The organism is Klebsiella sp. Sb-30, assembly GCF_057652795.1.
In genome coordinates this window covers 4381646-4406667 of record NZ_CM172749.1, presented here as the reverse complement: position 1 = coordinate 4406667, position 25022 = coordinate 4381646, and the positions used below count along the sequence as shown (strand labels likewise).

General features: G+C 59.2%; 24 protein-coding genes. 3 read left to right on the top strand and 21 right to left on the bottom strand.

The genetic code is table 11. The features are described 5' to 3' along the window. Positions 1-9 precede the first annotated feature (9 nt). The 7 genes from panB to thpR form a co-directional block, all read right to left on the bottom strand. A complete protein-coding gene (panB, locus tag AC236I_RS20650) occupies positions 10-801 on the bottom strand; it encodes a 3-methyl-2-oxobutanoate hydroxymethyltransferase (RefSeq protein WP_004858008.1) in 792 nt (263 codons plus the stop codon). A gap of 101 nt (positions 802-902) precedes the next feature. Next, on the bottom strand, positions 903-1403 hold the full coding sequence (gene folK, locus AC236I_RS20645; RefSeq protein WP_032716579.1) for a 2-amino-4-hydroxy-6-hydroxymethyldihydropteridine diphosphokinase: 501 nt from the start codon (positions 1401-1403) through the stop codon (positions 903-905). Then, positions 1400-2794 carry a polynucleotide adenylyltransferase PcnB gene (gene pcnB, locus AC236I_RS20640; RefSeq protein WP_071824645.1) on the bottom strand — a complete coding sequence of 465 codons (1395 nt, stop codon included), beginning with the start codon at positions 2792-2794 and terminating at the stop codon, positions 1400-1402. The genes folK and pcnB overlap by 4 nt, the downstream gene beginning before the upstream one ends. A 175-nt stretch (positions 2795-2969) precedes the next feature. Beyond that, positions 2970-3851 carry a tRNA glutamyl-Q(34) synthetase GluQRS gene (gene gluQRS / locus AC236I_RS20635; RefSeq protein ID WP_004858016.1) on the bottom strand — a complete coding sequence of 294 codons (882 nt, stop codon included), beginning with the start codon at positions 3849-3851 and terminating at the stop codon, positions 2970-2972. Between the two features lie 62 nt (positions 3852-3913). Next, the gene (gene dksA / locus AC236I_RS20630; RefSeq protein ID WP_004858018.1) at positions 3914-4369 is read right to left on the bottom strand and encodes an RNA polymerase-binding protein DksA; all 456 of its coding nucleotides are present in this window, start codon (positions 4367-4369) and stop codon (positions 3914-3916) included. A 164-nt stretch (positions 4370-4533) separates the two neighbouring features. Then, entirely contained in the window at positions 4534-5250 is a 717-nt protein-coding gene (sfsA, locus tag AC236I_RS20625) for a DNA/RNA nuclease SfsA (RefSeq protein ID WP_487608627.1), read from the bottom strand. Further along, positions 5250-5786 carry an RNA 2',3'-cyclic phosphodiesterase gene (gene thpR / locus AC236I_RS20620; protein ID WP_004858022.1) on the bottom strand — a complete coding sequence of 179 codons (537 nt, stop codon included), beginning with the start codon at positions 5784-5786 and terminating at the stop codon, positions 5250-5252. Before thpR ends, sfsA begins: the two co-directional genes overlap by 1 nt. A gap of 72 nt (positions 5787-5858) precedes the next feature. Between thpR and hrpB the strand changes: the two genes are divergently transcribed. After that, positions 5859-8288, top strand: coding sequence for an ATP-dependent helicase HrpB (gene hrpB, locus AC236I_RS20615; RefSeq protein ID WP_064359573.1), 2430 nt, complete (start codon positions 5859-5861; stop codon positions 8286-8288). 20 nt (positions 8289-8308) lie between these two features. Here hrpB and AC236I_RS20610 read toward each other — a convergent pair whose 3' ends face one another. The 13 genes from AC236I_RS20610 to gspC are packed head-to-tail and all read right to left on the bottom strand — an operon-like array spanning position 8309 to position 19978. Next, positions 8309-9106, bottom strand: a complete 798-nt coding sequence (locus tag AC236I_RS20610; protein ID WP_004858028.1) for a prepilin peptidase — start codon at positions 9104-9106, stop codon at positions 8309-8311. A 14-nt stretch (positions 9107-9120) separates the two neighbouring features. Continuing rightward, positions 9121-9861, bottom strand: a complete 741-nt coding sequence (locus AC236I_RS20605) for a type II secretion system protein N (RefSeq protein WP_487608626.1) — start codon at positions 9859-9861, stop codon at positions 9121-9123. Next, on the bottom strand, positions 9851-10345 hold the full coding sequence (locus AC236I_RS20600; protein WP_044348321.1) for a type II secretion system protein M: 495 nt from the start codon (positions 10343-10345) through the stop codon (positions 9851-9853). Before AC236I_RS20600 ends, AC236I_RS20605 begins: the two co-directional genes overlap by 11 nt. Continuing rightward, positions 10338-11540: a type II secretion system protein GspL gene (gene gspL / locus AC236I_RS20595; protein ID WP_487608625.1), complete on the bottom strand. Its 1203-nt coding sequence runs from the start codon at positions 11538-11540 to the stop codon at positions 10338-10340. Before gspL ends, AC236I_RS20600 begins: the two co-directional genes overlap by 8 nt. Then, a complete protein-coding gene (gene gspK / locus AC236I_RS20590; RefSeq protein WP_044348325.1) occupies positions 11527-12513 on the bottom strand; it encodes a type II secretion system minor pseudopilin GspK in 987 nt (328 codons plus the stop codon). The genes gspL and gspK overlap by 14 nt, the downstream gene beginning before the upstream one ends. Continuing rightward, positions 12510-13094: a type II secretion system minor pseudopilin GspJ gene (gspJ, locus tag AC236I_RS20585; protein WP_487608836.1), complete on the bottom strand. Its 585-nt coding sequence runs from the start codon at positions 13092-13094 to the stop codon at positions 12510-12512. The genes gspK and gspJ overlap by 4 nt, the downstream gene beginning before the upstream one ends. A gap of 11 nt (positions 13095-13105) precedes the next feature. Continuing rightward, positions 13106-13471, bottom strand: coding sequence for a type II secretion system minor pseudopilin GspI (gene gspI / locus AC236I_RS20580; RefSeq protein WP_004858044.1), 366 nt, complete (start codon positions 13469-13471; stop codon positions 13106-13108). After that, a complete protein-coding gene (gene gspH / locus AC236I_RS20575; RefSeq protein ID WP_015585120.1) occupies positions 13468-13986 on the bottom strand; it encodes a type II secretion system minor pseudopilin GspH in 519 nt (172 codons plus the stop codon). Before gspH ends, gspI begins: the two co-directional genes overlap by 4 nt. After that, a complete protein-coding gene (gspG, locus tag AC236I_RS20570) occupies positions 13986-14408 on the bottom strand; it encodes a type II secretion system major pseudopilin GspG (RefSeq protein ID WP_004858049.1) in 423 nt (140 codons plus the stop codon). Before gspG ends, gspH begins: the two co-directional genes overlap by 1 nt. Before the next feature lie 20 nt (positions 14409-14428). After that, positions 14429-15643: a type II secretion system inner membrane protein GspF gene (gspF, locus tag AC236I_RS20565; RefSeq protein ID WP_048024052.1), complete on the bottom strand. Its 1215-nt coding sequence runs from the start codon at positions 15641-15643 to the stop codon at positions 14429-14431. Position 15644: 1 nt separating this feature from the next. Next, positions 15645-17138 carry a type II secretion system ATPase GspE gene (gene gspE / locus AC236I_RS20560; RefSeq protein WP_004858054.1) on the bottom strand — a complete coding sequence of 498 codons (1494 nt, stop codon included), beginning with the start codon at positions 17136-17138 and terminating at the stop codon, positions 15645-15647. Continuing rightward, positions 17135-19075 carry a GspD family T2SS secretin variant PulD gene (gene pulD / locus AC236I_RS20555; RefSeq protein ID WP_487608835.1) on the bottom strand — a complete coding sequence of 647 codons (1941 nt, stop codon included), beginning with the start codon at positions 19073-19075 and terminating at the stop codon, positions 17135-17137. Before pulD ends, gspE begins: the two co-directional genes overlap by 4 nt. Positions 19076-19117: 42 nt before the next feature. Further along, positions 19118-19978, bottom strand: a complete 861-nt coding sequence (gene gspC / locus AC236I_RS20550; protein ID WP_487608624.1) for a type II secretion system protein GspC — start codon at positions 19976-19978, stop codon at positions 19118-19120. Between the two features lie 290 nt (positions 19979-20268). Between gspC and pulA the strand changes: the two genes are divergently transcribed. Beyond that, a complete protein-coding gene (gene pulA, locus AC236I_RS20545) occupies positions 20269-23550 on the top strand; it encodes a pullulanase-type alpha-1,6-glucosidase (RefSeq protein WP_183114392.1) in 3282 nt (1093 codons plus the stop codon). Between the two features lie 88 nt (positions 23551-23638). Continuing rightward, on the top strand, positions 23639-24181 hold the full coding sequence (gene gspB / locus AC236I_RS20540; protein ID WP_015585115.1) for a type II secretion system assembly factor GspB: 543 nt from the start codon (positions 23639-23641) through the stop codon (positions 24179-24181). Between the two features lie 40 nt (positions 24182-24221). Here the strand turns inward: gspB and gspS are convergent, their stop codons facing one another. Further along, positions 24222-24596: a type II secretion system pilot lipoprotein GspS gene (gene gspS, locus AC236I_RS20535; protein ID WP_032716589.1), complete on the bottom strand. Its 375-nt coding sequence runs from the start codon at positions 24594-24596 to the stop codon at positions 24222-24224. Positions 24597-25022 lie beyond the last annotated feature (426 nt).

Genomic DNA, 25022 nt, shown 5'->3' with positions numbered 1-25022 from the left:
CAAGACTCCTTAATGGAAACTGTGTTCTTCGCCCGGATAAACGCCGGACTCCACGTCGGCAATATACTGCCGCACTGCGGCGCGCATGTCGCCCGCTTCAGCCAGGAAATTTTTAGCAAATTTAGGAATATGGCCGCCGGTGATCCCGAAAGCGTCGTGCATCACCAGAATTTGACCATCGGTGACGTTGCCTGCACCAATGCCGATAACCGGAATGGTTAACGCCTCGGTAATACGCTGAGCCAGCTCGACCGGGACGCACTCAAGGACCAGCAACTGTGCGCCTGCCGCTTCCAGTGCCAGCGCGTCGTCGAACAGCGCCTGCGCCGCATCGCCGCGGCCCTGCACTTTATAGCCGCCGAAAATATTGACCGACTGCGGGGTCAGGCCAAGGTGGCCGCAAACCGGCACCGCGCGTTCCGCCAGCATTTTCACCGTTTCCGCAAGCCAGGCGCCGCCTTCAAGCTTGACCATGTTAGCGCCCGCGCGCATCACGATGGCGGCGTTAGCAAAAGTCTGTTCCGGGGTGGCATAGGCCATAAACGGCAGGTCGGCGAGCAGCAGGCAATGGGGGGCGCCGCGACGTACCGCCTGGGTGTGATAGGCGATATCTTCCACGGTCACCGGCAAGGTCGAGTCGTGCCCCTGCACCGTCATGCCCAGCGAATCCCCTACCAGCATCACGTTGATCCCTTCATCGGCAAACAGCTTCGCAAAGCTGTAGTCATAGGCGGTGATGGTGGCGAAGCGCTGCTTCTCCTGTTTGCATTTCTGCAGCAGGGCGATAGTGGTCGGTTTCATAACGTTTCCTGATGATGAAAGTCATATTAACCGGCATTCTAACAGCAGCATTCAGAGGGGCAATGGTTTTAGGCAATCGATAACGACGATCGCCGTAATGGCTAACAATGGGGAAGGGGGAACGACCAGATTGCCGGCTTTTCGGCACCGAGGTTTTCCAGCACGTCACGCAAAGCGGTGCCATCGGGGAAATGGAGCGTCGGGGCAATCTCGTACAGCGGCCACAGCATAAAACCGCGGTTTTTCATATCGTAGTGCGGTACCGTCAGGCGCTCGCTGTTTATCACCGCATCGCCAAACAGCATGATATCGAGATCCAGCGTACGGGGGCCCCAGCGTTCGGCTTTGCGTTGACGGCCCTGCTGCAGCTCGATGCGCTGGGTATGATCCAGCAGGGCTTCCGCCTGCAGATGCGTGTCCAGGGCGACGGCGGCGTTGAGGTAGTCAGGCTGATCCTGCGGTCCCAGCGGCGGCGTGCGGTAAAAAGAGGAGACGGCGACCATCCGGCTGTCCGGAATGGCAGCCAGCGCCGTCACGGCAGCATTGACCTGCTCCAGAGGAGAGGCCAGATTGCTGCCGATCGCGATGTAGACGCGGGTCATGCGCCACCCTGACGCGGGGTGCGTTTGCGCGGGCGACGATGACGGCGGCGCGGCGCGGGTTCGTCATCGAGCTCGTTAAGCATCTCTTTTTGATCTGGCGGCGCGGCAACCTGGAACTCGCCCCACCATTTGGTCAGACGCTGCAGTTCGCCATTTTTCTCGGCGCCGGCACGCAGCTCCAGCAGATCGTAGGCGGCGCGGAATTTCGGATGTTCCATCAGCTTCCACGCGCGTTTGCCCTGGCGGCGGGACATGCGCAGCTGCAGCTGCCAGATATCGCGTACCAGCGTGGTAATACGCTTCGGAATGGCCAGCGTACGGCAGGCTTCATCCAGCACATCGTTCATTGCCAGGGCGAAAGCGTCGTTATAGGCCAGACCGCTCTCCTGGGTGATTTTCTGCGCCATTTCCAGCAGCGGATACCAGAACATGACCGCGAACAGGAACGCCGGGTTAACGCGCATATCGTTATGGATGCGGTTATCGGTATTCTTCAGCACCTGGGTAATGATGTGTTCCATCGGGCTATCGCCGCGCTCGGTAAAGTAGCGGGTGATGGTCGGGAACAGCGGCTGGAACAGGTTATATTCGCGCAGCAGCATGTAGGTATCATAGCCGTAGCCCGCCTGCAGCAGCTTCAGGACTTCTTCGAACAGACGCGCCGGAGGAACGTCATGGAGCAGTGCGGCAAGACGCGGAATCGGCTCGGCGGTTTCCGCGCTGATGTTCATATTGAGCTTGGCGGCAAAGCGCACAGCGCGCAGCATGCGGACCGGATCTTCGCGGTAGCGGGTTTCCGGATCGCCAATCAGGCGAATCATGCCCTCCTGCAGATCTTTCATGCCGCCGACGTAGTCGCGCACGGTAAAATCAGCCACGCTGTAATACAGGCTGTTAATGGTGAAGTCGCGACGCTGGGCATCTTCTTCGATCGAACCGAAGATGTTGTCGCGCAGCAGCATCCCGTTCTGGCCGCGCTGTGAAGTCACACGATCGGTGGTGTGTCCTTCATGGTGGCCGCGGAAGGTGGCGACTTCGATGATTTCCGGCCCGAACATCACGTGCGCCAGGCGGAAACGACGGCCCACCAGACGACAGTTGCGGAACAGTTTACGAACCTGATCCGGCGTCGCGCTGGTTGTCACGTCAAAATCTTTCGGTTTTTTACCGAGCAGGAGGTCACGTACGCCACCGCCGACGAGATAGGCTTCATAGCCCGCCTTGTTCAGTCGATAGAGCACCTTGAGGGCATTATCACTGATATCTTTGCGGGAAATTGCATGCTGTTCACGCGGGATAACCGTCATATGCGTTTGTTCAACGGCGGCTTCTGCGTCGCGCTCTTCACGGCTTAGCACCTTACGGCAAAAATTAGCGACTCGGGTAAAAATGTTGCACCTCGTAGTGTCAGACGGACTTCAGATCAAAATATTACTCTATGCATTTCGGGTTGCAGCAAGGCGGCAAACTTGTGAGTCCCAGGCGCATAGATCGCTATGTGACCGGGGTGAACAAGTGCACCAACGCAGGAGCAACTTGAAAGGCGACGAGAAAAATAGCGGCTAATCATAGCTCAGCGAGAGTCATTTGAGAATGCTGGATTTTTTGCGGGTCCCAGTTGGCTACCGCATTCTTCAGTAAATCCTCAATACTTAACGCTCGCCATTCCTGCTCAATATCCTGATTAAGAAACATTAACGCCCGCATAATTTCGGGACGCGGATCGCCCTCCGGCAGCGCCGGGGCGTGGTTTTGTTTGGAGAGTTTATTCCCCTGGGCATTCACTGCCAGCGGCAGATGGACATAGTCCGGAGCCTGCCAGCCAAAATGCTGATACAGCGAAATCTGGCGCACCGTCGGTTCGATAAGATCCGCCCCGCGGACGATTTCGCTGACCCCCTGGAAATGATCGTCCACCACCACCGCCAGATTATAGGCGAACAGACCGTCGCGGCGATGGATAATGAAATCTTCCCGCGCCAGCGCTTCATCGGCGACGAGGGTGCCGCGCAGACGGTCATAAAACGCGAGGACCGGGCGCGTCTGACGTAAGCGCAGGGCGGCGTCGTTTGCGCTAAGTCGTAAATCGCGGCAGTGGCCGTCATACACGCCGCCGACGGCATGAATACGGGCCCGGGTACAGGTGCAGTAATAGCAAAGCCCCTGTTCGTGCAGCCAGGCCAATCGTTCGCGGTAGGCTTCGTGACGCTGCGACTGCCACAGCACTTCGCCGTCCCAGTGCAGGCCGTAGTGCTCTAGCTGGCGCAGAATCGTACTGGCGGCGCCGGGGACTTCCCGCGGCGGATCGATATCTTCAATGCGTACGCGCCAGATACCGTTTTGCGCACGGGCCTGAAGATAGCTGCCGAGAGCGGCAATCAAAGAGCCGAAATGAAGTTCGCCGGAAGGTGAGGGGGCAAAGCGGCCAATATAGTGTGAGTCATTCATGGGTGACTAATAAAACATGTAGGCGGGAGAGACTCCCGCCGGAGATACGATAGCGAAGCGGATTAGCCAGCCATCTGCTTTTCGCGAATTTCCGCCAGCGTTTTGCAGTCGATGCACAGGTCAGCGGTCGGACGCGCTTCCAGACGGCGAATGCCAATCTCAACGCCACAGGATTCGCAGAAGCCGAAATCCTCGTCTTCGACTTTCTTCAGCGTTTTCTCGATCTTTTTGATCAGTTTACGTTCGCGGTCGCGGTTACGCAGTTCCAGGCTGAATTCTTCTTCCTGAGCGGCACGGTCGACCGGATCCGGGAAGTTAGCTGCTTCATCCTGCATGTGCGATACGGTGCGATCCACTTCATCCCTGAGTTGATTACGCCATGCTTCAAGAATACGCTTGAAGTGCGCCAGCTGGGCTTCGTTCATATACTCTTCGCCCGGCTTCTCTTGATATGGCTCCACCCCAGCGATGGCGAGAATACTCAGGGACGATGTTTTACGGTTTTGCCCTTCTTGCATGTTGCTTCTCCTTAACACGCACTATCGATCCCCATGTTGGGGGAAAAATCAGGCCGCTATAAATAGCAGATGCTTTTCCGGATAGCAATTATCTAAACGTTACACTTGACAACCCTGTGAAGAAAAGCGTATTTGCGCTCGCGACCCGGACACAATTTAGCCGTTTATTTACCGGGGGTTAACACCGCGGTAATCGGCTTATTCAGAGTCATCATTTCGGTAGAAAGTTCCGCTTTATAAACGAGAATTTCTACCCCCTTGGTTTGCGCCTCAATCAACAGCTGTGCGTATCTGGCATCAATATGATGCGCGGGTGAGAAACGGTCAATCGCCGAATGGAGCACGGCGAACAAGATTACGGCCCGGTCACCTGCCGCCGCCACGCTCATCAGCTCCCGAAGGTGCTTTTGACCGCGCTCGGTAACAGCATCGGGGAAATAACCGCTGTCATTTTCCGCCAACGTAACCGATTTCACTTCAATATAGCAGTTTTGTCGCTCTTCTGCCTGTAACATAATATCGATACGACTCTTTTCCTCGCCGTATTTTACTTCATTTTTCAGCGTGTTATAGCCAGAAAGTTCGACAATGTTCCCCGCCAGTATCGCCTCTTTTGCCAGTATATTCGCGCGTAAAGTATTAACACAAATTATCGCGCCCCGTTGGGTTTGCGTTAATTCCCAGGTATGGGCGTATTTGCGTTTCGGGTTATCCGACGTGGAGTACCAGACGGTGTCGCCGGGTGTCGCGCAGCCGGTCATCGCGCCGGTATTCGGGCAGTGTAGCGTAAGTTCCCGACCGTCGGGGGTGACCACATCCGCCAAAAACCGTTTGTAACGCTTAATCAGGATGGCGGATTGTAAAGGTGGATTGAACTGCATCAGCTTTCCTTGTTGAAGGGATAACGTTCCAGCGCGGTATAGCGGGTGCGTCCGCGGGAAAAACGGGATTCATAAAGCACAAACTCACTGACGGCAAAAGTCCAGCTGAAGCCCGGGGGCGGAATGGGCACCGCGTGGCGGGCCTCGCGCAGCAGGGTGATATGCGGATGAAACGGCTGCGGGCTTTGATAGCAACCGCTGCGTGCCGCCTGGGCGCGCAGCATGCTGGCCAGCTGTAGCAGGCCGCGCGGAGGCCGGCGGGTGCCGAGCCACACCACGCGGGAACGCAGCCACTGGCCGGCATCGTCGAGGGTGAGCGTAAATCCGGGCTGGCGGATGCGTCCGGCCAGCGCCGCCAGCGCACGCTGCTTGTCCGCGCTGACTTCGCCAAGAAAGGCCAGCGTCAGGTGCAGGTTATCTGCGGCCACCGGCCGTCCGGCATCTTCCGCAAAGTTCGCCGCGCGCCAGTGAACGATTTGCCGCTGGGCTTCAGCAGGCAGCTCAAGGGCGAAAAACAGCCTTTTCGGCTCGGACATGATAGAGACTCGGTAATGAATTATCAGGATGCTACAATGCTTGCCCTCAAATGTTAACCTCCGGAGCCATTCGTGTCCCAATTGCCGGTTGCCGCCATCCTCCCTGAACTTCTTTCTGCACTCCAGCAGGCGCCGCAGGTATTGCTCACTGCGCCAACCGGCGCCGGGAAATCGACCTGGCTGCCGCTGCAAATACTCGCCGATGGCCATATCGACGGGCGCATTATCCTGCTGGAGCCGCGGCGATTAGCCGCCCGCAACGTGGCACAACGTCTGGCGGAGCTGCTGGGTGAGAAACCGGGGGCGACCGTCGGCTATCGGATGCGCGCGGAAACCTGCGTCGGAGCGAATACGCGGCTGGAGGTGGTGACTGAAGGCATTCTGACGCGGATGATCCAGCACGATCCCGAACTGAGCGGCGTCGGACTGGTGATCCTCGATGAGTTCCACGAGCGCAGTCTGCAGGCGGATCTGGCGCTGGCGCTGCTGCTGGATGTCCAGCAGGGGCTACGCGATGATCTTAAACTGCTGATTATGTCAGCGACGCTGGATAACGATCGTCTGCAGCGGCTGCTGCCCTCGGCTCCGACCCTCTCCTCTGAAGGGCGTGCGTTCCCGGTGGAAAAACGTTTTCAGGCGCTTGCCGCTCATCAGCGTTTCGATGAAGCGGTCGCTATCGCCGCTGCGGAGCTGCTGCGCCAGGAGCGCGGCTCGATGCTGCTGTTCCTCCCGGGCGTGGGGGAAATTCAGCGGGTCCAGGCGCAGCTGGCTGAGCGGGTGGCCGACGATGTGGTGCTTTGCCCGCTGTACGGGGCGCTGCCGCTAAGCGAGCAGCGTAAAGCGATTCTCCCGGCCGCCGAAGGTCAGCGCAAAGTGGTGCTGGCAACCAATATCGCCGAGACCAGCTTAACCATCGAAGGTATCCGGCTGGTGGTCGATAGCGCCCAGGAGCGCGTCGCTCGCTTTGACGCCCGTACCGGTTTAACCCGACTGGTGACGCAACGCATCAGCCAGGCGTCAATGACCCAACGCGCCGGTCGCGCCGGCCGTCTGGAGCCGGGGATTTGTTTGCATTTGATCGGCAAAGAGCAGGCGGAACGCGCGGCGGTACAGAGCGATCCTGAGATACTGCACAGCGATCTCTCGGCGCTGCTGCTGGAGCTCTTCCAGTGGGGATGCCACGATCCGGCGCAGCTGAACTGGCTCGATTTGCCGCCGGAAGCAAACCTGGCCGCGGCCCGACGTTTGCTGACGGCGCTATCGGCGCTGGAGGGCGACAGGTTATCGGCACGCGGGCGCAAAATGGCCACCCTGGGTAATGACCCGCGGCTCGCGGCCATGTTGACAGCGGCAGTTGATGCGGATGATGCGGCGACTGCGGCGAAACTGGCGGCGATCCTCGAAGAGCCTCCGCGCGGCGGAAACAGCGATCTCGGCGCGGCGTTTGCCCGCCAGCAGCCGAACTGGCAGCAGCGGGCGCAACAGCTTCTGAAGCGACTGGGCAGCCGCGATGGTCAGCCCGATGCGCAACGCCTGGCGCCGCTGCTGGCACCGGCATTTGTCGACCGGATTGCCCGTCGCCGCGGTCAGGAAGGGCGCTATCAGCTCGCCAACGGGATGGGGGCGATGCTGGACGCCGATGATGCGCTCGGGCGCCACGAATGGCTGATTGCGCCTCTGCTCCTGCAGGGAAGCACCTCGCCGGACGCGCGGATTCTGCTGGCGCTGCCGCTGGATGTCAATGCGCTGCTGGCGCAGTGCCCCGGGTTGGCGCAGCGTTCCGATACCGTCGAATGGGATGAAACGCAGGGGACGCTGAAGGCCTGGCGACGCACCTGCATCGGTCAACTGGTGTTAAAAACCCAGCCGCTGGCGAAACCCTCGGAAGAGGAGCTGCATCAGGCGATGCTCAACGGCATCCGCGATAAGGGCCTCGGCGTGCTTAACTGGACGCCGGAAGCCGAACAGCTGCGTCTGCGCCTGCTCTGCGCGGCACAATGGCTGCCAGAAGAGGCGTGGCCGGCCGTCGACGACGCTTCGCTGCTGGACTCGCTTGAAGCCTGGCTGCTACCGCAGATGAGCGGAGTGCACTCGCTGCGCGCGCTGAAAGCGTTGGATGTGCGCCAGGCGCTACAAAACGGGTTGCCGTGGTCATTGCGCCAGAAGCTGGACAGCGAACTGCCAACCCATTACACGGTGCCGACCGGAAGCCGGATAGCGATCCGCTACCATGCCGACAATCCGCCCGCGCTGGCGGTACGTATGCAGGAGATGTTTGGCGAAGCCACCACGCCGACGATAGCTCAGGGGCGGATCGCGCTGGTGCTGGAGCTGCTGTCGCCTGCGCAGCGTCCGCTGCAGATTACCCGTGACCTCAGCGCTTTCTGGCAGGGGACCTATCGCGAGGTGCAAAAAGAGATGAAGGGGCGTTATCCCAAACATGTCTGGCCGGACGACCCGGCCAATACCGCGCCGACGCGGCGCACCAAAAAGTATTCGTAGCCGGGCTTATCGAGCCGCGGTTACAGCGTCTGAGTCCACAGAAACAGGCCGCTGCCCGCTAGCGCCAGCCAGGGGCCGAAGGCCAGCGGCTGATCCAGCGACTGGAGCGTGATCCGCCGTTGCAGCAAGGTCCAGATCAGGCCGCTGGCCGAGGCGCACAGCAGCGTCTGCGGCAGGATCTGCCAGCCGGACCATGCGCCGAGTGCCGCCAGCAGCTTAAAATCGCCGTATCCTAGCGCCTCTTTGCCGGTCAGCAGGCGAAACAGCCAGTAAACCGTCCACAGTGATAAATAGCCCGTCATGGCGCCGATCACCGCTTCGCTGAGCGGGACAAACGTGCCGTTGAGATTAAACAGCAGACCGGCCCACAGCAGCGGCAGAGTCAGCCGATCCGGCAGGAGCTGAGTCTGGCCGTCGATGATCGCCAGTACCAGCAGCGTGGAGAGCAGGATCAGGCCCCCCAGCAGCGGTAATCCCGGCGTCAGCAGATAGCCGGTCAGCACAAAGAGCAGTCCGCTGGCCAGCTCCGTCAGCGGATAGCGCTGAGAAATGGGCGCCTGGCAGCAGCGGGCGCGCCCTTTGAGTGAGAGATAGCTGAGCAGCGGAATATTATCCCGCCAGATGATGGGCCGCTGGCACTGGGGGCAGAAGGAGGCGGGAACGCACAGGTTGAATCGTGCGGACTCTTCCTGCTGCATCATCAGCGGCAAACGGTAGATAACCACGTTAAAAAAGCTGCCAAACGTCAGGCCGAAAATAAACAACAATCCGCCCCATAACAGGGGGAACTGCAACGAAAATGCGCTCAGTAGCGTCATGATGTCTCCTGTGATTACCATTTTCCCTGCAGCTGCCAGGGAATGCGTCCCTGCTCATCCTGGCGCTGATGTTGGGCAACAAGCAGGGTGAGGAGGGCTGGGGTTGATTGACGTGTCTGGAGCTTGCCGCGAAAGGCGTAGCGACCATCGGGGCTCAAGGTGCCTTCGCCGGTGAGGCTGAGCTGATGAGAGTCCTGGCTGAGGGTGAGCGCCAGCGCCCCTGCCGGCGTGCAGCTAAATTTGCCGCTTACGTCGGCCAGCTCAAGGGAACCGGCCGGAGAACTTAGCTGCGCTTCCCGCCACTGCACGCGACCGCCGGACACCTGCTGGCAGCCGGTTTGGTTAAAGCGACCTTCCGACAGATTCAGGGTGATCTGGCCGCGGGCTTCGGCTGGCAGCGCCGGCGTCAGCCAGCGCCTGGCAAGGTTAGCGGGGATGGTAAAAAGGCCGTTCTGCAAGCGGAGCGTGGTCATGCCCTGTAGCGAGACGTGTCCGCGTAAGCCGTCGGGGTCGTCAAGCGTGACCCGCCAGCCGGGAAGGCCGGACGAGAAGGTCAGCGTCCAGCGAAGGTGGTCAAGGCGGATGCCGCGCCAGGCTAACTGTCGGGCCTCACCTTGCCATACGGTTCCGGTGAGCTCACCGACCCTGACGCCGTCCGGTAGGGCGAAAGTCAGCAGACGGGCCGGCGCGGTCAACAGCAGCCAGAACAGATAGATCCCCGCGATCAGCAGGCCGAACGCGACTTTACGGGGCATGCGGACGCTCCAGCACCAGGGTTGTCACCGTCACCCAACCGGGTTGCGTCGGTTGAGCGCTGACGGCCAGAGAAGAGGCGAGGATCCCCTGGCGGGCGAGGGCGTCCAGCCAGGTCATCAGCGCCTGAAAAGTGCAGGCCGGCAACGTCACGTTTATTCGGGTGCCCTGCGGCTGTAGCCGGACAATCGCCAGCTCCTGGCGGGTGGCTTCACGCATGATGACCGCGGAGAGATCCTCCTTCGTCGCGGTCGCGGCCCCCGGCGTGTGGCGGGCTAGCTGCTGGAGCCGGGGCGTTTGCTGCTGCATCCAGCGCAGGGTTGCCTGCTCTCTGACCAGCATTTGTTGCCAGCGGGCTTCCCGACTGAGCCACGGCTGCCAGAGCGCGTACCAGATGATGCCCACCGCCAGCAGCAGCCCCATGCCGATTAACAGACGCTGTTCCCGACGGGTGCGCTGTTGCCATAACATAAGCCAGTTAGCCATCGTTGCCCTCCAGCGTCAGACGCCCTTCAATTCCGTCGGGGCGGGGCTTCATTTCTCTTGTACGCACGCGAAAACCGGCCTGCGCGCGGGCGGTGAACTGCTCCAGCGCCCGTGAAGAAACCGCCGAAATATCGAGCTGAAGCGCATTGCGGGCAGCATCCCAGGTCAACGCCCGCAGCTGAATCCCCGGGGTATCGGAGACCATATTTTGCAAGGTGCGAATATGGGCGACCAGCGGTGAGGTGGCGGTTGTTGCCTCCAGCTGGCGCAGGTGCTGCTGCATCTGCAGCCGCGGGTTGATAACGTTTTTATCGTTTTTGAACCAGTGGCGATAAAACGCCTGGCTGGCCTCCCGGGCCGCATCCGCCTGGCGGCTCAGGGCAAGGTGGTCAAGCACGGTATTGGTGCTCCATAGCAGCGCCAGCGCTGCCGCCGCGGCGAGCGTCGGGCGCCAGCGCCGGCCGGCCGGCTGCCAGCGACGCTTTGGCGCAAAGGCCCCCTGACGTAAACAGATCCGCCGGGCCGCCGGGTTCGCCGCCGCCAGGGCGAGCACATCCTGCGGCGCGAGCGCGCGCCAGGGGACGGAGATGGCAGGCGGCGGGGAATAGCAATCGATCGGCGGCAGCGTTTCCCAGGCCGCGAGTAATTCCGCAAGCCACGGGGTTTCTACCGCCATCCCGCGCCAGGCGTCCTGGCGAATCAGCCATTGGTCATCGGCCTGTACCGCGCTCCAGCGATCGGGGTGGCAGGGCAACGTCAATACATCCGGCGTCAGCGCAAGAATATTGAGCCCTGGCTCGTCGCAGCGGGTGAGCCAGGCGGCCATCTTCTGCCGTGCTATTGCCGCGACGGCACAGTGCTCACGCTGACGGTGGAGCAGGGCGAAGTAGGTCTCGTCGACGTCGGTGGCCAACTGCTCTTCCAGTAAAAACGGCACCACCTGTTGCGGCGCTTTGCGCAGGCCCGCCGGGAGCGTGACGTGGTGGAAGGCGCAGTCGCTGGCTGGGACCAGTACCCAGGCGGGATAGCGTTGCGCCAGATCGGGGAGCGTGGAGTCAGCGCCGGTGGCGGACCACTCGCCGCAGGCTTCCCGTTGCGGGTCACCCGGGCAGGTCAGTCGCCAGGCGATGGGGCGCTCGGGGGCAGCAAGACGCACAATGAGCATCTCCCGCTGCGCTGTTTTATCGTGATTCATCGGCCACCCTATAGAGTCCATAACGCCGCTGGATAATACGGAAAGTCCGCCCCTCTTTTTGCAGGACACTCCGCTGCTGATAACGCGTGCTGCCCATGACCACGGTGAAGGCGGCCACAAACCGCTCGCTGTGAACCGTCAGCCACGGGCGGGCGGCGGCGGTATCGCTTTGCTGTAAAACCGGCAGAGCCAGGAAAGCGGCAACGCTGTTCCAGCCGCTGCGCGGGCGATCCTGCAGCAGCTGGCGCGCCTGCTGGAGATTGACGCCGGTGGGAAAGAGCGCCATCAGCAGCGGGGCCTGGTCTGGCCTGAGCGTATTCACGTTGAGCTGCAGGGCGTCGTCCGGCAGGGCGCAAACAAAGGGCAGCAGGCGTAGATACAGCGCGGCGTCCATTCCGGCAATCAGCCGCAGTTCGCTGACGTCCTGGATCTTCTGATTCGCGGTGAGGTATCCCGGCGAGCGCGCCATGTATACCTCATCTTCGCCGCCGTTGAGGCGCGGCGCCCGGTCGCCATCGATCCAGTCGCGTAGCGCGGCGGTGAGCTGGAGCGCCCGTAGCGGCTCTGTGCCGAGGTTTTCCAGCAGGCGGGTAAAGGCGCGCGCCGGCCAGGGGATCTCTTCGCTCTCTTCGCCGCTGCCGCGGTTGATCGCATTGAGGTTAAAGCAGGCCTGGCCATCGGTGATGGTCGCGTTAATCTCGCCGTCGTTGACCGTGAAGCGGCGCCCCTCCTGCGCCCAGTTTTGCGCCAGATGAGTTTGGTTCGGAGAGTCCAGCGCATCGCGCTGGAGCAGCGCGGCGGCCATGGTTTCCGCCCCTAGCGCATACCATTTTGCCTGCAGGTTATCGAGGGTGGTGGCGGTTTGCTGATAGAGGCGCGCCGTGCGCTCGGTCATCGCGCTTGCCAGCACCATCATCAGGGCCAGGATCAGCAGCACCATCAGGAGCGCAACGCCGCGCTGTCGCTGGTTCATTGGCTGACTCCGGGCGTTATCAGAAACAGGCGCGTGATATCCCCGTAGCCGTCCAGCGTCAGGGTGACTTCGAGCCCCTGGGGCAGGCTTTGTGTGCTGTCCCAGCGCTCCTGCCAGCGGCCATTGGCATAGAAGCGCAGACGGAAGGCCTGGATGCCCTCTTGCAGGACGTCCACCGTCGGTTCGACGCCGGTGAGCGGATCCTGCTGATCATAACTCAGCCGCTCCAGCTGCTGCTGGCGCAGGCGGTAGCTGACGTTCTGGATCTCGGAGCGCGGCAGCATCCCCAATGGATTCGGCCAGCCGTTGCGGCTGAAGGCTATCGCCCAGTCATCGCTGTGGAGCTGAAAACGTCCGGCAAAAAAGAGGCTGGCGCTCTCGCGACCGCGGCGCGGGATAATCTGATTGAAGTCGGCGGCCATCTGGCTGAAGGTGCGTTGCAGCGCCTCAACGTGCAGCGTTTTTTCCCGGGTCAGGCTATCCGCGCGGAGGACGTTTTGCAGAACCGCCATCGCGGCGATGCTCAGCGCCGCCAGAATAGCCAGCGCCAGCAGCATTTCCACGAGGGTGAAGCCGTGCATCTTGCCTCTGGTCATGGCTGAGTCACGTAGGTGCGCAGGGACGCGATCGGCGTCTTATCACGCTTATCGTGACGGACCTCGACATCCAGCGCCCGCAGCTGCGGGATTTCCGTTTCCACGCCTTGCCAGCGGATATACCAGCGGCTTCCCGCCGCCTGTACCGTGGTTTCCGAGCTGCTCAGCGCCGGCCAGCGATTTTCCAGCTTCAGCTGTACCAGCTGGTTATCGGCGAGCCAGCCAGCGAGGGTTTTCTCCTCCATCCGCCCCATATGGCGGGTCTGCTGGAGAGTCGCCTGCATGACGGAGAGCCCGGCCAGGGCAAAGACCACCAGGGCGACCATGACTTCGATGAGCGTCATTCCGGATTGTGCTTTCATCGTCCATCATCCTGTCGGGCTGAGCGGATTGTGCCGCGGGCATCGACGGCGATCCCTTCGGCGCTGCCGATCTGCAGCTGAAACGGCGTGACCTCGCCGCCGGGAAACAGCAGAACATCGGGCTGTTCCCCCGGGGTCCATTGGGCATCATGCGGGAAGCTCAGGGTCAGTTTTCCCGATGCGACCTCGCCTGTGGTGGCGACGCGACCCGGCGGTAACGGCAGCCAGCGATAACCGTACCAGCTCTCCTCCGTGCCGGGATTCGCCTCAGCGTCATCGCGCGGTTGCAGCAGCATAAACTGCCAGCGATCGGGGTGAATCGAGATGCCAAAGAACTGGCCGGTCTGTAGCCCGCGTTCGCGGATAAAGCGCAGCTGCGTCTGAAAGCGCGCAAGAGTTTGTGCCGCGTCATCCTCGCGCGATGTCGGAAACGCCAGCATCACCATGCCCGCGCTGACGCCCATCAACAGCAAAATGAGCATCATTTCCAGTAACGTGAAGCCGCGCTGTCGCACTATTTTTTCCCGATATTCCAGTTGCCAATATCGTCGTTGGTATCCGGCATTCCGTCAGGGCCAACGCTAAACACGTCGATCTGACCATGCTGTCCGGGGCTGAGCAGCTGATAGTCGTTGCCCCACGGATCCTGAGGCAGACGGCGGATATAGCCGCCCTCCGGGTAGTTACGCGCCTGCGGCTCGGCGGTCGGTCGGCTGACCAGCGCCTGCAGACCCTGTTCGCTATTGGGGTAACGACTGTTGTCCAGTTTGTACATATCCAGCGCCCCCTCCAGCGCCACCAGATCGCTGACCACCTTCTGGCGATCCGCTTTTTCTTTGTTGCCCATTAAGTTGGGCACCACCAGGCTGGCGAGAATGCCGAGGATGACAATCACCACCATAATTTCCAGTAACGTGAAGCCGCGCTGCCGTTGCATATTTTTCTCCATTAAGACAATTACATACTCATAAGGGTGTTGAGTTGCAGGATCGGTTGCAGGATCGCCAGAACGATAAACAGCACCATTCCAGCCATCGCCACCACCAGCAGAGGTTCAAACAGGCTGAGCGCCATCTGAATTTGCGCGCTCAGTTCGCGGTCCTGGTTGTCGGCGGCACGTTCGAGCATGCCGTTGAGTTCTCCGCTCTGTTCGCCGCTGGCCACCATGTAGCGCATCATCGGCGGGAAGAGGGCGGTCATTTCCAGGGCGCGATGCAGACTAATGCCTTCGCGTACCGACTCCGTGGCCGCCTCCAGCTGGCGGCGTGCCCACGCGTTGCTCAGCACTTCCGCGCTGATGCGCATCGACAGCAGCAGCGGAACGGCGCTGGCGTTCAGAATGCTTAAGGTTCGGGCATAGCGGGCGCTGTTGATGCTGCGGGCGACCCGACCGATCAGCGGCAGGCGCAGCAGCTGTTTGTGCCACAGCAGGCGCCGCGCGGGCTGACGTAGGGCGTAGTGCAGCAGCAGGCCTCCGCCGATCAGCGCCAGCAACAGCCAGGGGCCGGCGGTACGGACGAGATCGCTGAGGGCCATCAACAGGCGGGTGGAGAACGGCAGCGCCTGTTTCATATGGACAAACTGGTCGACGACTTTGGGCACCACCGTGGAGAGCAAAATGGCGATCACGCTGATAGCGACCAGCGTCAGGACGATAGGGTAGATCATCGCCTGCAGCAGACGGGCGCGCAGCTGCTGGCGCTGTTCGGTATAGTCCGCCAGCCGGTTCAGGACGCCGTCAAGATGGCCGGAGGTTTCCCCGGCGGCCACCATGGCGCAGTACAGCTGGTCGAAACAGCCCGGATAACCGCGCATGGATTCCGCCAGCGAATGGCCTTCAAGCACCTTGCCACGCACGCCCGCCATCAGGGTCTTGAGATGGGCTTTTTCGCACTGCTGCGCCACGGCATCCAGCGCTTTCTCTAGCGGGATGGCGGCCGCCACCAGCGTGGCCAGCTGGCGGGTCAGCAAGGCCAGATCGCTGGCACTGGTGCGCCGCGTCAGCAGCGATCGAGGGGAGCCCGGTGTGGCCTGCGCAACGGCGTGAATCTCCAGGAGCAGCCAGCCTTTTTCCCGCAGCAGCTGGCGGGCGTGACGGGCGGAATCGGCCTGCTGCACGCCGCGCTGGGTTTTACCATGCTCATCGAGCGCCTGATAACGGAAGATAGCCATTTTAGTCTGCTTCTCCCGCGCGCTGTTCGGTCACTCTGACCACCTCTTGCCAACTGGTGATTCCGGCCAGCACCTTTTCCCGCCCGGCATCCCGTAGAGTGGTGTAGTCCGACCCCAGCTGCTGAATCAGCGTTAATTCATTTTCTCCCCGGTGGATGGCCATGCGCACCCGATCGTCAATCCGCAGCAGTTCATGGATCCCGGTGCGTCCGCGATAACCGGTAAAACTACACTCTACGCAGCCGACCGCCCGCCACAGCGGCGTTCCGCGGGCGATGGCCATTTGGCCGGCGGTGTGCGCATCGGCCGGCTGCGACTGGCGGCAGTGCGGGCAAAGGCGGCGCACCAGACGCTGTGACATGACGGCCAGCAGCGAAGTGGAGAGCAAAAACGGCTCGACGCCCATATCCTGCAGACGTGAAATGGCCCCCAGCGCGCTGTTGGTATGGAGCGTGGAGAGCACCAGATGTCCGGTCAGCGAGGCCTGCACGGCGATCTGCGCCGTCTCGCCATCGCGAATTTCCCCCACCAGCACCACGTCCGGATCCTGGCGCAAAATCGCGCGCAGCCCGCGGGCAAAGGTCATCTCCACTTTGGCGTTGACCTGGGTCTGGCCGATACCCTCCAGCTCATATTCGACCGGGTCCTCAATGGTCATGATATTGCGCTCCCGGGCGTCGAGCCGGCTAAGGGCGGCGTACAGGGTGGTACTTTTTCCTGACCCGGTGGGGCCGGTAACCAGAATAATGCCGTGCGGACGAGCCATCAGATCGTCGACCTGCTGCAACAGCGCGGGCGGCATCCCCAGAGTGAGCAGATCGAGGTTGACGCTGTTTTTGTCCAGCAGACGCAACACCACGCGTTCGCCGTAGCTGGAAGGCAGCGTTGAGACGCGAACATCGACGGCGCGCCCGCCAATGCGCAGCGCCATGCGCCCGTCCTGCGGAATGCGTTTCTCCGCGATGTCGAGGCTTGCCATGACCTTAATGCGTGAGATCAGCAGGGCGGCGAGACGGCGCTGTGGGCGCAGGATTTCGCGCAGGACGCCATCCACCCGAAAGCGAATTTGCAGATGGCGTTCGTAGGTTTCGATATGAATATCAGAGGCTTTTTCTTTGATGGCCTCGGTGAGCATGGCGTTAATCAGGCGAATGATTGGCGCATCGTCCTCGCTGTCCAGCAGGTCGTCGGTGTCCGGCAGCTCTTCGGCCAGGGTGTATAAATCCAGCTCGTTACCGATATCGGCCATCATGCGCCGGGCTTCTGCTGAGTCCCGCTGGTAGCTCAGCAGCAACAGCTTTTCAAACTCTTCAGCGGAGAGATGTTCAACGGCGATCGGGCCATCCGCGACCCGCCGCGCCTCCAGCAACGCCTGAGCGGACGTGCTGCGCAGGCAGCGGACCAGAGACGTCGCGCCATCGCTGAGCAGCACGATATTGTGGGCGCGGGCGTAGACAAAGGGCAGCAGCGGGCGAGCCTCGGTTGCTGGCGTCATAGTTTGCCTCCGAGGTTGAAGGCATCGATGGCGGCGCTTATCTGGCGAAAAGCCACGGTGTCCTGCTGCGGGTAGATATGCAGCCGATCGTCACTCAGCAACGCCTCGTTGTTCTCTTTGCCGCGCTGTTTAGTCTGGGCTTCGTTAAAAGCGTTGTACTGGCCCGAAGAGGCCTGACGGTAGCTATCGCGATCGCGGATGATGGTCGGGCGGATAAACAGCATCAGGTTCCGTTTGGAGACTTTCTTACTGCTGGAGCGGAAAAGGGCGCCGATAACCGGAATATCCCCGAGCAGAGGCACTTTATCCGCGGTATCGGTGACGCTTTTGTCCAGCAGTCCACCGACCACCACCGTTTCGCCGCTGCCCACCAGCACCGCATTATTCACCGTGCGGGTGTTGAAGGTGGCCCCTAAATCAGCGCTGGTGCTGGAGGCGGAGTCGGCGACGCTGGAGACCTCCTGTTCGATCTCCAGCAGCACCGAATCGCCTTCGTTGATCTGCGGTTTGACCTTGAGCTTGATACCGACGGTTTTACGTTCAACGGTGTTGAAGATGTTATCCCCGGAGGTGGTTTGCGAACCGCTGAGCACCGGGACTTCCTGGCCGACGTTAAAGGTGGCTTCCATGTTGTCGAGAGTGACAATGCTGGGGGTGGCGAGAATATCGTTTTTGCTGCTGCTGGAGAGCGCGGTCAGCAGCATCGCCCAGTTGCCCTGGTAAAACCCGGCGGCGATGCCGTTAAACGAGCTTAACGCGCTGGCAAGCGAAGTGGTGACCGTGCCGTCTTTGTTGTATTGATTGGCGCCGGCAATCACCGTCGACATCGGCAGACCGCTGTTGTTGAACTGGGTCATCCCGGCATTTTTGTTGGCCCACTGGACGCCGAGGTTGAGGCCGTCGGCGTCCTGAACTTCGGCAATGATTGCTTCCACCAGCACCTGCGGACGGCGTATATCCAGCTGGGCGATCACTCGCTCAAGATCGTTCATCACGTCCGGCGCGGCGGTGACAATCAGGGCGTTGGTCTGGCCGTGGGCCTTGATAATGATATTTTTATCCAGCGCGGCCACCGGTTTCGCGTTCTGCTTGTCGCTCTGCAGGGTGCTGCTGATGCCGGTTAACACCTCCACCAGATCGGCGGCTTTGGCGTACTTGAGGTAGATAACTTTGGTGTTGCCCTGTACCGCCTGTTGGCGGTCGAGCTGTTTAATCATGGTGATAATTCGCTGCCGTGAATTCGGCTCGCCGCTCACCAGTACCGAATTGGTACGCTCGTCGGCGACCACGTTCGCGACCATCGAACCGGGAAGCGCAGATTTACTGGTGTCTTTGTTTAACTCGGTGACCAGCTTGACGACGTCGGCGGCGGAGGCCCAGGAGAGCGGAAGCGTGACTACGCTGCGATCGCCCGCGTTATCGACGCGTTCGACAATGGTCAGCAGACGTTTGATCACCGCTGCGCGCCCGGTCATCAGCAGCACGTTGGACGGCTCGTAGTGCACCACGCTGCCCGCCCCGGCGTTATCGTTGAGCTGGCGCAGCAGCGGCGCCAGATCGCGGGCGGCCACGTTGGTCAGCGGAACCACGCGGGTCACGACTTCATCCCCTTCGCCAGGGGCGGCATCGCTGGCGACCGGGACCGCGGCGGTTTTGGCATCTTTCGAACGTACCACTTTGAGCACGCCGTTATTCATATTGATAACGGCAAAACCATAGACATCCAGTACGCTGAGGAAAAACTGATAATATTGCTCTTCGTTGAGCATATCGTAACTACGGACGGTAATGGTGCCGCGTACGCTGGGGTCAATGATGACCGTTTTATTCAGGTTTTTACTCACGGTATTAATAAATTCCTGAATGTCGGTTCCCTTAAAGCTGGCGGAGAATTCTTCCGCGTGCAGCGGCCTGAATAACAGCGAGCTGAATATCATCAGAGTGGTGAAAATCAGGCGGAAAATCGTTGTCTTTGCCAATTATTCATCCCTCAATGCTAAATAGATATCTTGTCGCTGGCCTTCGCGTTCGACGGTTAGGGTTATTTCACTGAGCTCCGGGAGCTGTTTTAATGCCTGCTGAGCCTGTTGCCGATCGCGAAGATCAAGTCCGTTTAAAGCGACCGCCAGATCGTTTTCATGTAAACCAGATTCACGGAAAAGCGTGGGGTCTTTGCCGGGATTAAGCCGATATCCGCTGAGCTGTTGATTGACCATGACCGGGGAAATATTGAGGTAATTAAGAATATTTTGCGGCTGCTGGCGAATCTGGCTGAGTGATGAATTAAGCGCGGTGCCAGGGGCGCCAGCGGTTTTCGCCGTGGGGTCATCCGCGAGTAAAATTGCTTCATTTCTGCCCCGGTAGCTGACAATAATGCGATCGCGCAGAATGGCGATAATCCGGGCTTCATTACCCGGTGTACTGTCGCCGGTCATCAGACTAACCTGTTGATTTCCTTTTACCATGATGACAATCGAGCGGCCCGCGTCGCTGCTGGCGAGCAGGCCGGTAATCCGCAGCTTAAGGGAAGAGATCGGGGCCTGTTCGAGGCTGCCGTCATGTGCTGATGACGGCGGTTTTTTTTCTGCGCGACCGAACAGTGTGAATACCGGTAATTCAGCTTTTGGTGCCGGGATGAGCGCGGCGATCTCCGGCGCGTCATTCATCTCAATACCTGGAGAGGAAGCAGGGAGTATCATTCGCCAGCTTAATTTTGCCAGCTGTTGGCCAATCAGTAATAAGGTGACGAGCATGGCAATATGCGGTGCGTAATGCATGTATTTTTTATTTATTAGTGTTAACTGCATCACAGAAATATATCTTTTTATTCCGTTGCTCATTTTATTTCCCTCGAGGCGATACAGTACCCCTACCTATATTGGTGGGTGGTTTTTTTATATTGCGAGCTTTTATTGCGAGAAACCGGATTTGTCGTCGCGAATCATAATGAGTTTCGCGATCCGGGTCGTCATTCCCTTTTTATTTTTACTCCCCCGGCCACCTACGCCCCCCCATTAATTGTTAATGGATGATTGAACCGGAGAAAACAAAAATATCTAATTGCGACGCTTTACAGATAAACATCTTTTCTTACCTTTCATAAATTATTAAGCATATTAGGGACTATCGAATGCTCAGATATACCTGTAATGCCCTATTCCTTGGCTCGTTGATTTTACTTAGCGGCTGCGATAATAGTTCTTCATCTTCTTCCTCTGGTTCACCTGATAACCCTGGCAATCCTGATAACCAGGATGTCGTTGTTCGTTTACCCGATGTGGCGGTTCCTGGTGAGGCCGTGATGGCGACGGCGAATCAGGCCGTCATCCATCTGGTCGATATTGCCGGGATCACCGGTACCAGCCCGGCGGATTACAGCAGTAAGAACCTGTATCTCTGGAATAATGAAACCTGCGATGCTTTAAGCGCGCCGGTAGCCGACTGGAATGACGTCAGCACGACGCCGGCCGGTAGCGATAAATACGGCCCGTACTGGGTCATTCCACTGAATAAAGAGAGCGGTTGTATCAACGTCATCGTCAGAGATGGCACCAACAAGTTGATCGACAGCGACCTGCGCGTGTCCTTTGGCGACTTCACCGATCGCACGGTATCGGTGATCGCGGGTAACAGCGCGATCTATGACTCTCGCGCTGACGCCTTCCGCGCCGCTTTCGGCGTGGCGCTTGCCGAAGCGCACTGGGTTGATAAAACGACGCTGCTGTGGCCGGCTGGCGAAGACAAGCCCATCGTCCGGTTGTACTACAGCCACAGCAGCAAAGTGGCGGCCGATAGCGAAGGAAAATTTACCGACCGTTACCTGAAGCTGACGCCAACCACCATCAGCCAGCAGGTCAGCATGCGTTTCCCGCAGCTTTCAGGCTATGCGGCGTTTAAACTGCCGGATGATGCCAAAACGGATGAGTTGCTGCAGGGAGAAACGGTAGCCATTGCCGCCGCAGAGGACGGGATCCTGATTTCCGCCACCCAGGTACAGACGGCGGGCGTACTGGATGATACCTATGCGCCGGCGGCGGAAGCGCTGAATTACGGGGCTCAGATGAGCGACGGCGGGGTCAATTTCCGTCTGTGGGCGCCCACCGCGCAGCAGGTCGATCTGGTGCTCTACAGCGCGGATAAAAAAGTGGTGGCCAGCCATCCGATGACCCGTGACAGCGCATCGGGTTCCTGGACATGGCAGGGCGGTAGCGACCTGAAAGGGGCGTTCTATCGCTACGCGCTGACGGTTTACCATCCGCAGTCGCGCCAGGTTGAACAGTATGAAGTGACTGACCCGTACTCCCATAGCTTATCCACTAACTCGGAATACAGTCAGGTCGTTGACCTCAACGACAGCGATCTTAAGCCAGAAGGCTGGGATAGTCTGACAATGCCGCATGCTCAGAAAACCAAAGCCGATCTGGCGAAAATGACGATTCATGAATCGCACATTCGCGATCTCTCCGCCTGGGATCAGACCGTTCCGGCCGAACTGCGCGGTAAATACCTTGCGCTGACCGCCGGCGACAGCAATATGGTGCAGCATCTGAAGAAGCTCTCCGCTTCAGGCGTCACGCACGTTGAGCTGCTGCCGGTCTTCGATCTGGCAACGGTCAACGAGTTCAGCGATAAAGTCGCTGATATCCAGCAGTCGTTCAGCCACCTGTGCGACGTTAACAGCGCGGTGAAGAGCAGCGAATTTGCCGGGTATTGCTCCAGCGGCTCCACCGTTGAAGAGGTGCTCAATCAGCTGAAGCAGGGCGATAGCCAGGACAATCCGCAGGTTCAGGCGCTGAACACCCTGGTGGCGCAGACCGACTCCTATAACTGGGGTTACGATCCGTTCCACTATACGGTGCCGGAAGGTTCGTACGCGACCAATCCGGAAGGGACGACGCGCATCAAAGAGTTTCGCACCATGATTCAGACGATCAAGCAGGATCTGGGCATGAACGTCATTATGGATGTCGTGTACAACCATACTAATGCCGCCGGACCAACTGACCGTACGTCGGTGCTGGATAAAATAGTGCCCTGGTACTATCAGCGTCTGAATGAAAGCACCGGCAGCGTTGAGTCAGCCACCTGTTGTTCGGATTCAGCGCCTGAGCATCGGATGTTTGCGAAGCTTATTGCCGATTCGCTGGCGGTGTGGACCACGGATTATAAAATCGATGGTTTCCGCTTCGACCTGATGGGCTATCACCCGAAAGCGCAAATTCTTTCGGCGTGGGATCGCATTAAGGCCCTGAACCCGGATATCTACTTCTTCGGCGAAGGCTGGGACTCTAACCAGAGCGATCGCTTTGAAATTGCCTCGCAGATCAACCTGAAAGGCACCGGCATCGGTACGTTCTCCGATCGTCTGCGCGACGCCGTCCGCGGCGGCGGCCCGTTCGATTCCGGCGATGCGCTGCGTGAAAACCAGGGGGTTGGCAGCGGCGCGGGCGTGTTGCCCAACGAGCTGACCCGTCTGAACGATGACCAGGTTCATCACCTGGCCGACCTGACTCGTCTGGGGATGGCCGGTAACCTTGCCGATTTTATCCTGATCGATAAAGACGGCGCGGTGAAGAAAGGCAGCGAAATTGACTATAACGGCGCACCTGGCGGCTATGCCGCTGACCCGACGGAAGTCGTCAACTATGTTTCGAAGCACGACAACCAGACGCTGTGGGACATGATTACCTACAAAGCCGCGCAGCAGGCTGACCTGAATACGCGCGTGCGGATGCAGGCGGTGTCGCTGGCGACGGTGATGCTGGGGCAGGGGATTGCTTTCGACCAGCAGGGTTCTGAACTGCTGCGCTCGAAATCCTTTACCCGCGACTCCTATGACTCCGGCGACTGGTTTAACCGCGTGGACTATGCCATGCAGGACAATAACTTTAATGTCGGGATGCCGCGCATCAGCGATGACGGCAGCAACTATGAGGTGATTTCTCGCGTTAAAGAGATGGTTGCCACGCCTGGCGAAGCGGAGCTGAAGCAGATGACCGCATTCTACCAGGAGCTGACCGGGCTGCGTAAATCCTCCCCGCTGTTCACCTTAGGCGACGGCAGCGCGGTGATGAAGCGCGTGGATTTCCGTAATACCGGGCCAGATCAGCAGGCCGGTCTGCTGCTCATGACCATCGATGATGGCGTGCAGGCAGGGGCGAGTCTCGATAGCCGGGTTGATGGGCTGGTGGTGGCGATCAACGCCGCATCCGAGAGCCGGACCCTCAATGATTTCATCGGCGACAATCTGCAGCTGAGCACCATCCAGCAGGCTGCCGGTGACGGATCGCTGGCGAGCGGCGTGGAGATTGCGGCCAATGGCGCGATTACCCTGCCAGCCTGGTCCGTGGCGGTACTGGAAAAACCTCAGGGCGATGCCCAGGGGACGGGGCTGCCGGTGAGCAGTAAGTAACGCCGGGGCTTTTGCCGCTCCCTGAGAAGGGGGCCTGATAGCCCGGCAGACATTGCCGGGCTATTGTTTTATGGGGAAAGGAGAGAGCGTGATCGTTTCTGATGACAAAGCGTGCCGTTTGCCCGCGTCAATTGCGCATGAGGGCGAACCGCCGGTGGTGGTTGGACGCATGGTGCAGGTGCCGTATCCGATTGTGCCAGTCTATGCCGCGCTGCTGATTGCCCTCGGCTGGTTTGCGGGCGAGCAGTGGCGCAATCCCCCTGTAACATCAGCATTGGTTGTGCCGGCGGCGCATGCGGCACTGGTGCCAATGGCTTCCTCGGCGCAAAAAAAGGTTAAGCCGGTCGCCGCCCCGGAACCTGAGAAAGCGAAACCCGAGGCTATCGTCGATGACGATAATCTGCCGGCGCTGCGCTATAGCGCGCATGTCTACGCGTCCTCGGCGGAGAAACGCAGCATCGTGTTAAATGGTCAGTCCTGGAAAGAGGGGGAGTCGCCGCTGCCGAATCTGGTGATTGAGCAAATTCAGCAGGATGTCACGCTATTCAGTTTTAACGGTAAGACATTTACCCTTGCGGCTCTCGACGACTGGCCGGGAGGCATTATTGAAGATAGCCCTCAAGGGGAATAAAGCGGTGCGAAATAATAAACAACAGGGCTATTTCGTCATTTTATTGACTGCGTAAACTATCAATAAAGGGCGCCAGCTGGCGATTAAACTGGCTGCATTTGGTGGTTTCCGGCGTACTGTCCTGCTGCAGTTGCTGATACATTTGCGTGCTGCGCTGGTTGAGCGTGGCGTAATCAATATTACTCCATCCTCTCTTTTTGCCAACATTCCATGCCGCGCGGTCGATAGCGTCATCGGAAGGAAGATCGCTACGGCTGCATTTATTTTTCAGATAACGCGCGCCGGCGGCCACGGAAGAGAGCTGTTCCAGCTGCGCTTCGTTGCTGATGGCGGGGCTGAGCGTAGACGAACGGTTCTGCTGGCAACCCGCGAGAACGGCAATCATGAGCAGCGGAAATATAACGGAAGTTCGCATAATATATTAAAGGGATCGGGTTAACTGAAGGACAGTTTAACAAATATTTTCATGCTGTCATCAGGAAATATTATTATAGATATTTGTTAAGGCGCTCCCGTTTTTATCGTCAAATGGCTTAATGTTTCTCTTTACTTCTTGCCAGAATATTTCTTGTCACACTCAGAATATAATATTCAATCCGCGCTGAGGTTTTTGTTTTTTATCGTGGCAGAGGTCCTCAGACAGACTGCTGAGACGATGAACGGCGGAGAATATTTTTTATGTTATTAAAAAACATAATATTTTCGCTTTTGTTACGTCGTGAGGGAGTAAAATGCTGGTTAAGCCTGTCCCGGTTTAGTGCTATCCTGTGTCACCTGGACTATTTGTGCTATGTCCCAAAATTCTCGTCAGGCGATGCGTATAACATGATGATTTATATTA

Coding starts and splice junctions, on each gene's coding strand:
- panB (WP_004858008.1), bottom strand. CDS start 801: ATGAAACCGACCACTATCGCCCTGCTGCAGAAATGCAAACAGGAGAAG.
- folK (WP_032716579.1), bottom strand. CDS start 1,403: ATGACCCGCGTCTACATCGCGATCGGCAGCAATCTGGCCTCTCCTCTG.
- gluQRS (WP_004858016.1), bottom strand. CDS start 3,851: ATGAATGACTCACACTATATTGGCCGCTTTGCCCCCTCACCTTCCGGC.
- dksA (WP_004858018.1), bottom strand. CDS start 4,369: ATGCAAGAAGGGCAAAACCGTAAAACATCGTCCCTGAGTATTCTCGCC.
- sfsA (WP_487608627.1), bottom strand. CDS start 5,250: ATGCAGTTCAATCCACCTTTACAATCCGCCATCCTGATTAAGCGTTAC.
- thpR (WP_004858022.1), bottom strand. CDS start 5,786: ATGTCCGAGCCGAAAAGGCTGTTTTTCGCCCTTGAGCTGCCTGCTGAA.
- AC236I_RS20610 (WP_004858028.1), bottom strand. CDS start 9,106: ATGACGCTACTGAGCGCATTTTCGTTGCAGTTCCCCCTGTTATGGGGC.
- AC236I_RS20605 (WP_487608626.1), bottom strand. CDS start 9,861: ATGCCCCGTAAAGTCGCGTTCGGCCTGCTGATCGCGGGGATCTATCTG.
- AC236I_RS20600 (WP_044348321.1), bottom strand. CDS start 10,345: ATGGCTAACTGGCTTATGTTATGGCAACAGCGCACCCGTCGGGAACAG.
- gspL (WP_487608625.1), bottom strand. CDS start 11,540: ATGAATCACGATAAAACAGCGCAGCGGGAGATGCTCATTGTGCGTCTT.
- gspK (WP_044348325.1), bottom strand. CDS start 12,513: ATGAACCAGCGACAGCGCGGCGTTGCGCTCCTGATGGTGCTGCTGATC.
- gspJ (WP_487608836.1), bottom strand. CDS start 13,094: ATGCACGGCTTCACCCTCGTGGAAATGCTGCTGGCGCTGGCTATTCTG.
- gspI (WP_004858044.1), bottom strand. CDS start 13,471: ATGAAAGCACAATCCGGAATGACGCTCATCGAAGTCATGGTCGCCCTG.
- gspG (WP_004858049.1), bottom strand. CDS start 14,408: ATGCAACGGCAGCGCGGCTTCACGTTACTGGAAATTATGGTGGTGATT.
- gspF (WP_048024052.1), bottom strand. CDS start 15,643: ATGGCTATCTTCCGTTATCAGGCGCTCGATGAGCATGGTAAAACCCAG.
- gspE (WP_004858054.1), bottom strand. CDS start 17,138: ATGACGCCAGCAACCGAGGCTCGCCCGCTGCTGCCCTTTGTCTACGCC.
- pulD (WP_487608835.1), bottom strand. CDS start 19,075: ATGATATTCAGCTCGCTGTTATTCAGGCCGCTGCACGCGGAAGAATTC.
- gspC (WP_487608624.1), bottom strand. CDS start 19,978: ATGAGCAACGGAATAAAAAGATATATTTCTGTGATGCAGTTAACACTA.
- pulA (WP_183114392.1), top strand. CDS start 20,269: ATGCTCAGATATACCTGTAATGCCCTATTCCTTGGCTCGTTGATTTTA.
- gspS (WP_032716589.1), bottom strand. CDS start 24,596: ATGCGAACTTCCGTTATATTTCCGCTGCTCATGATTGCCGTTCTCGCG.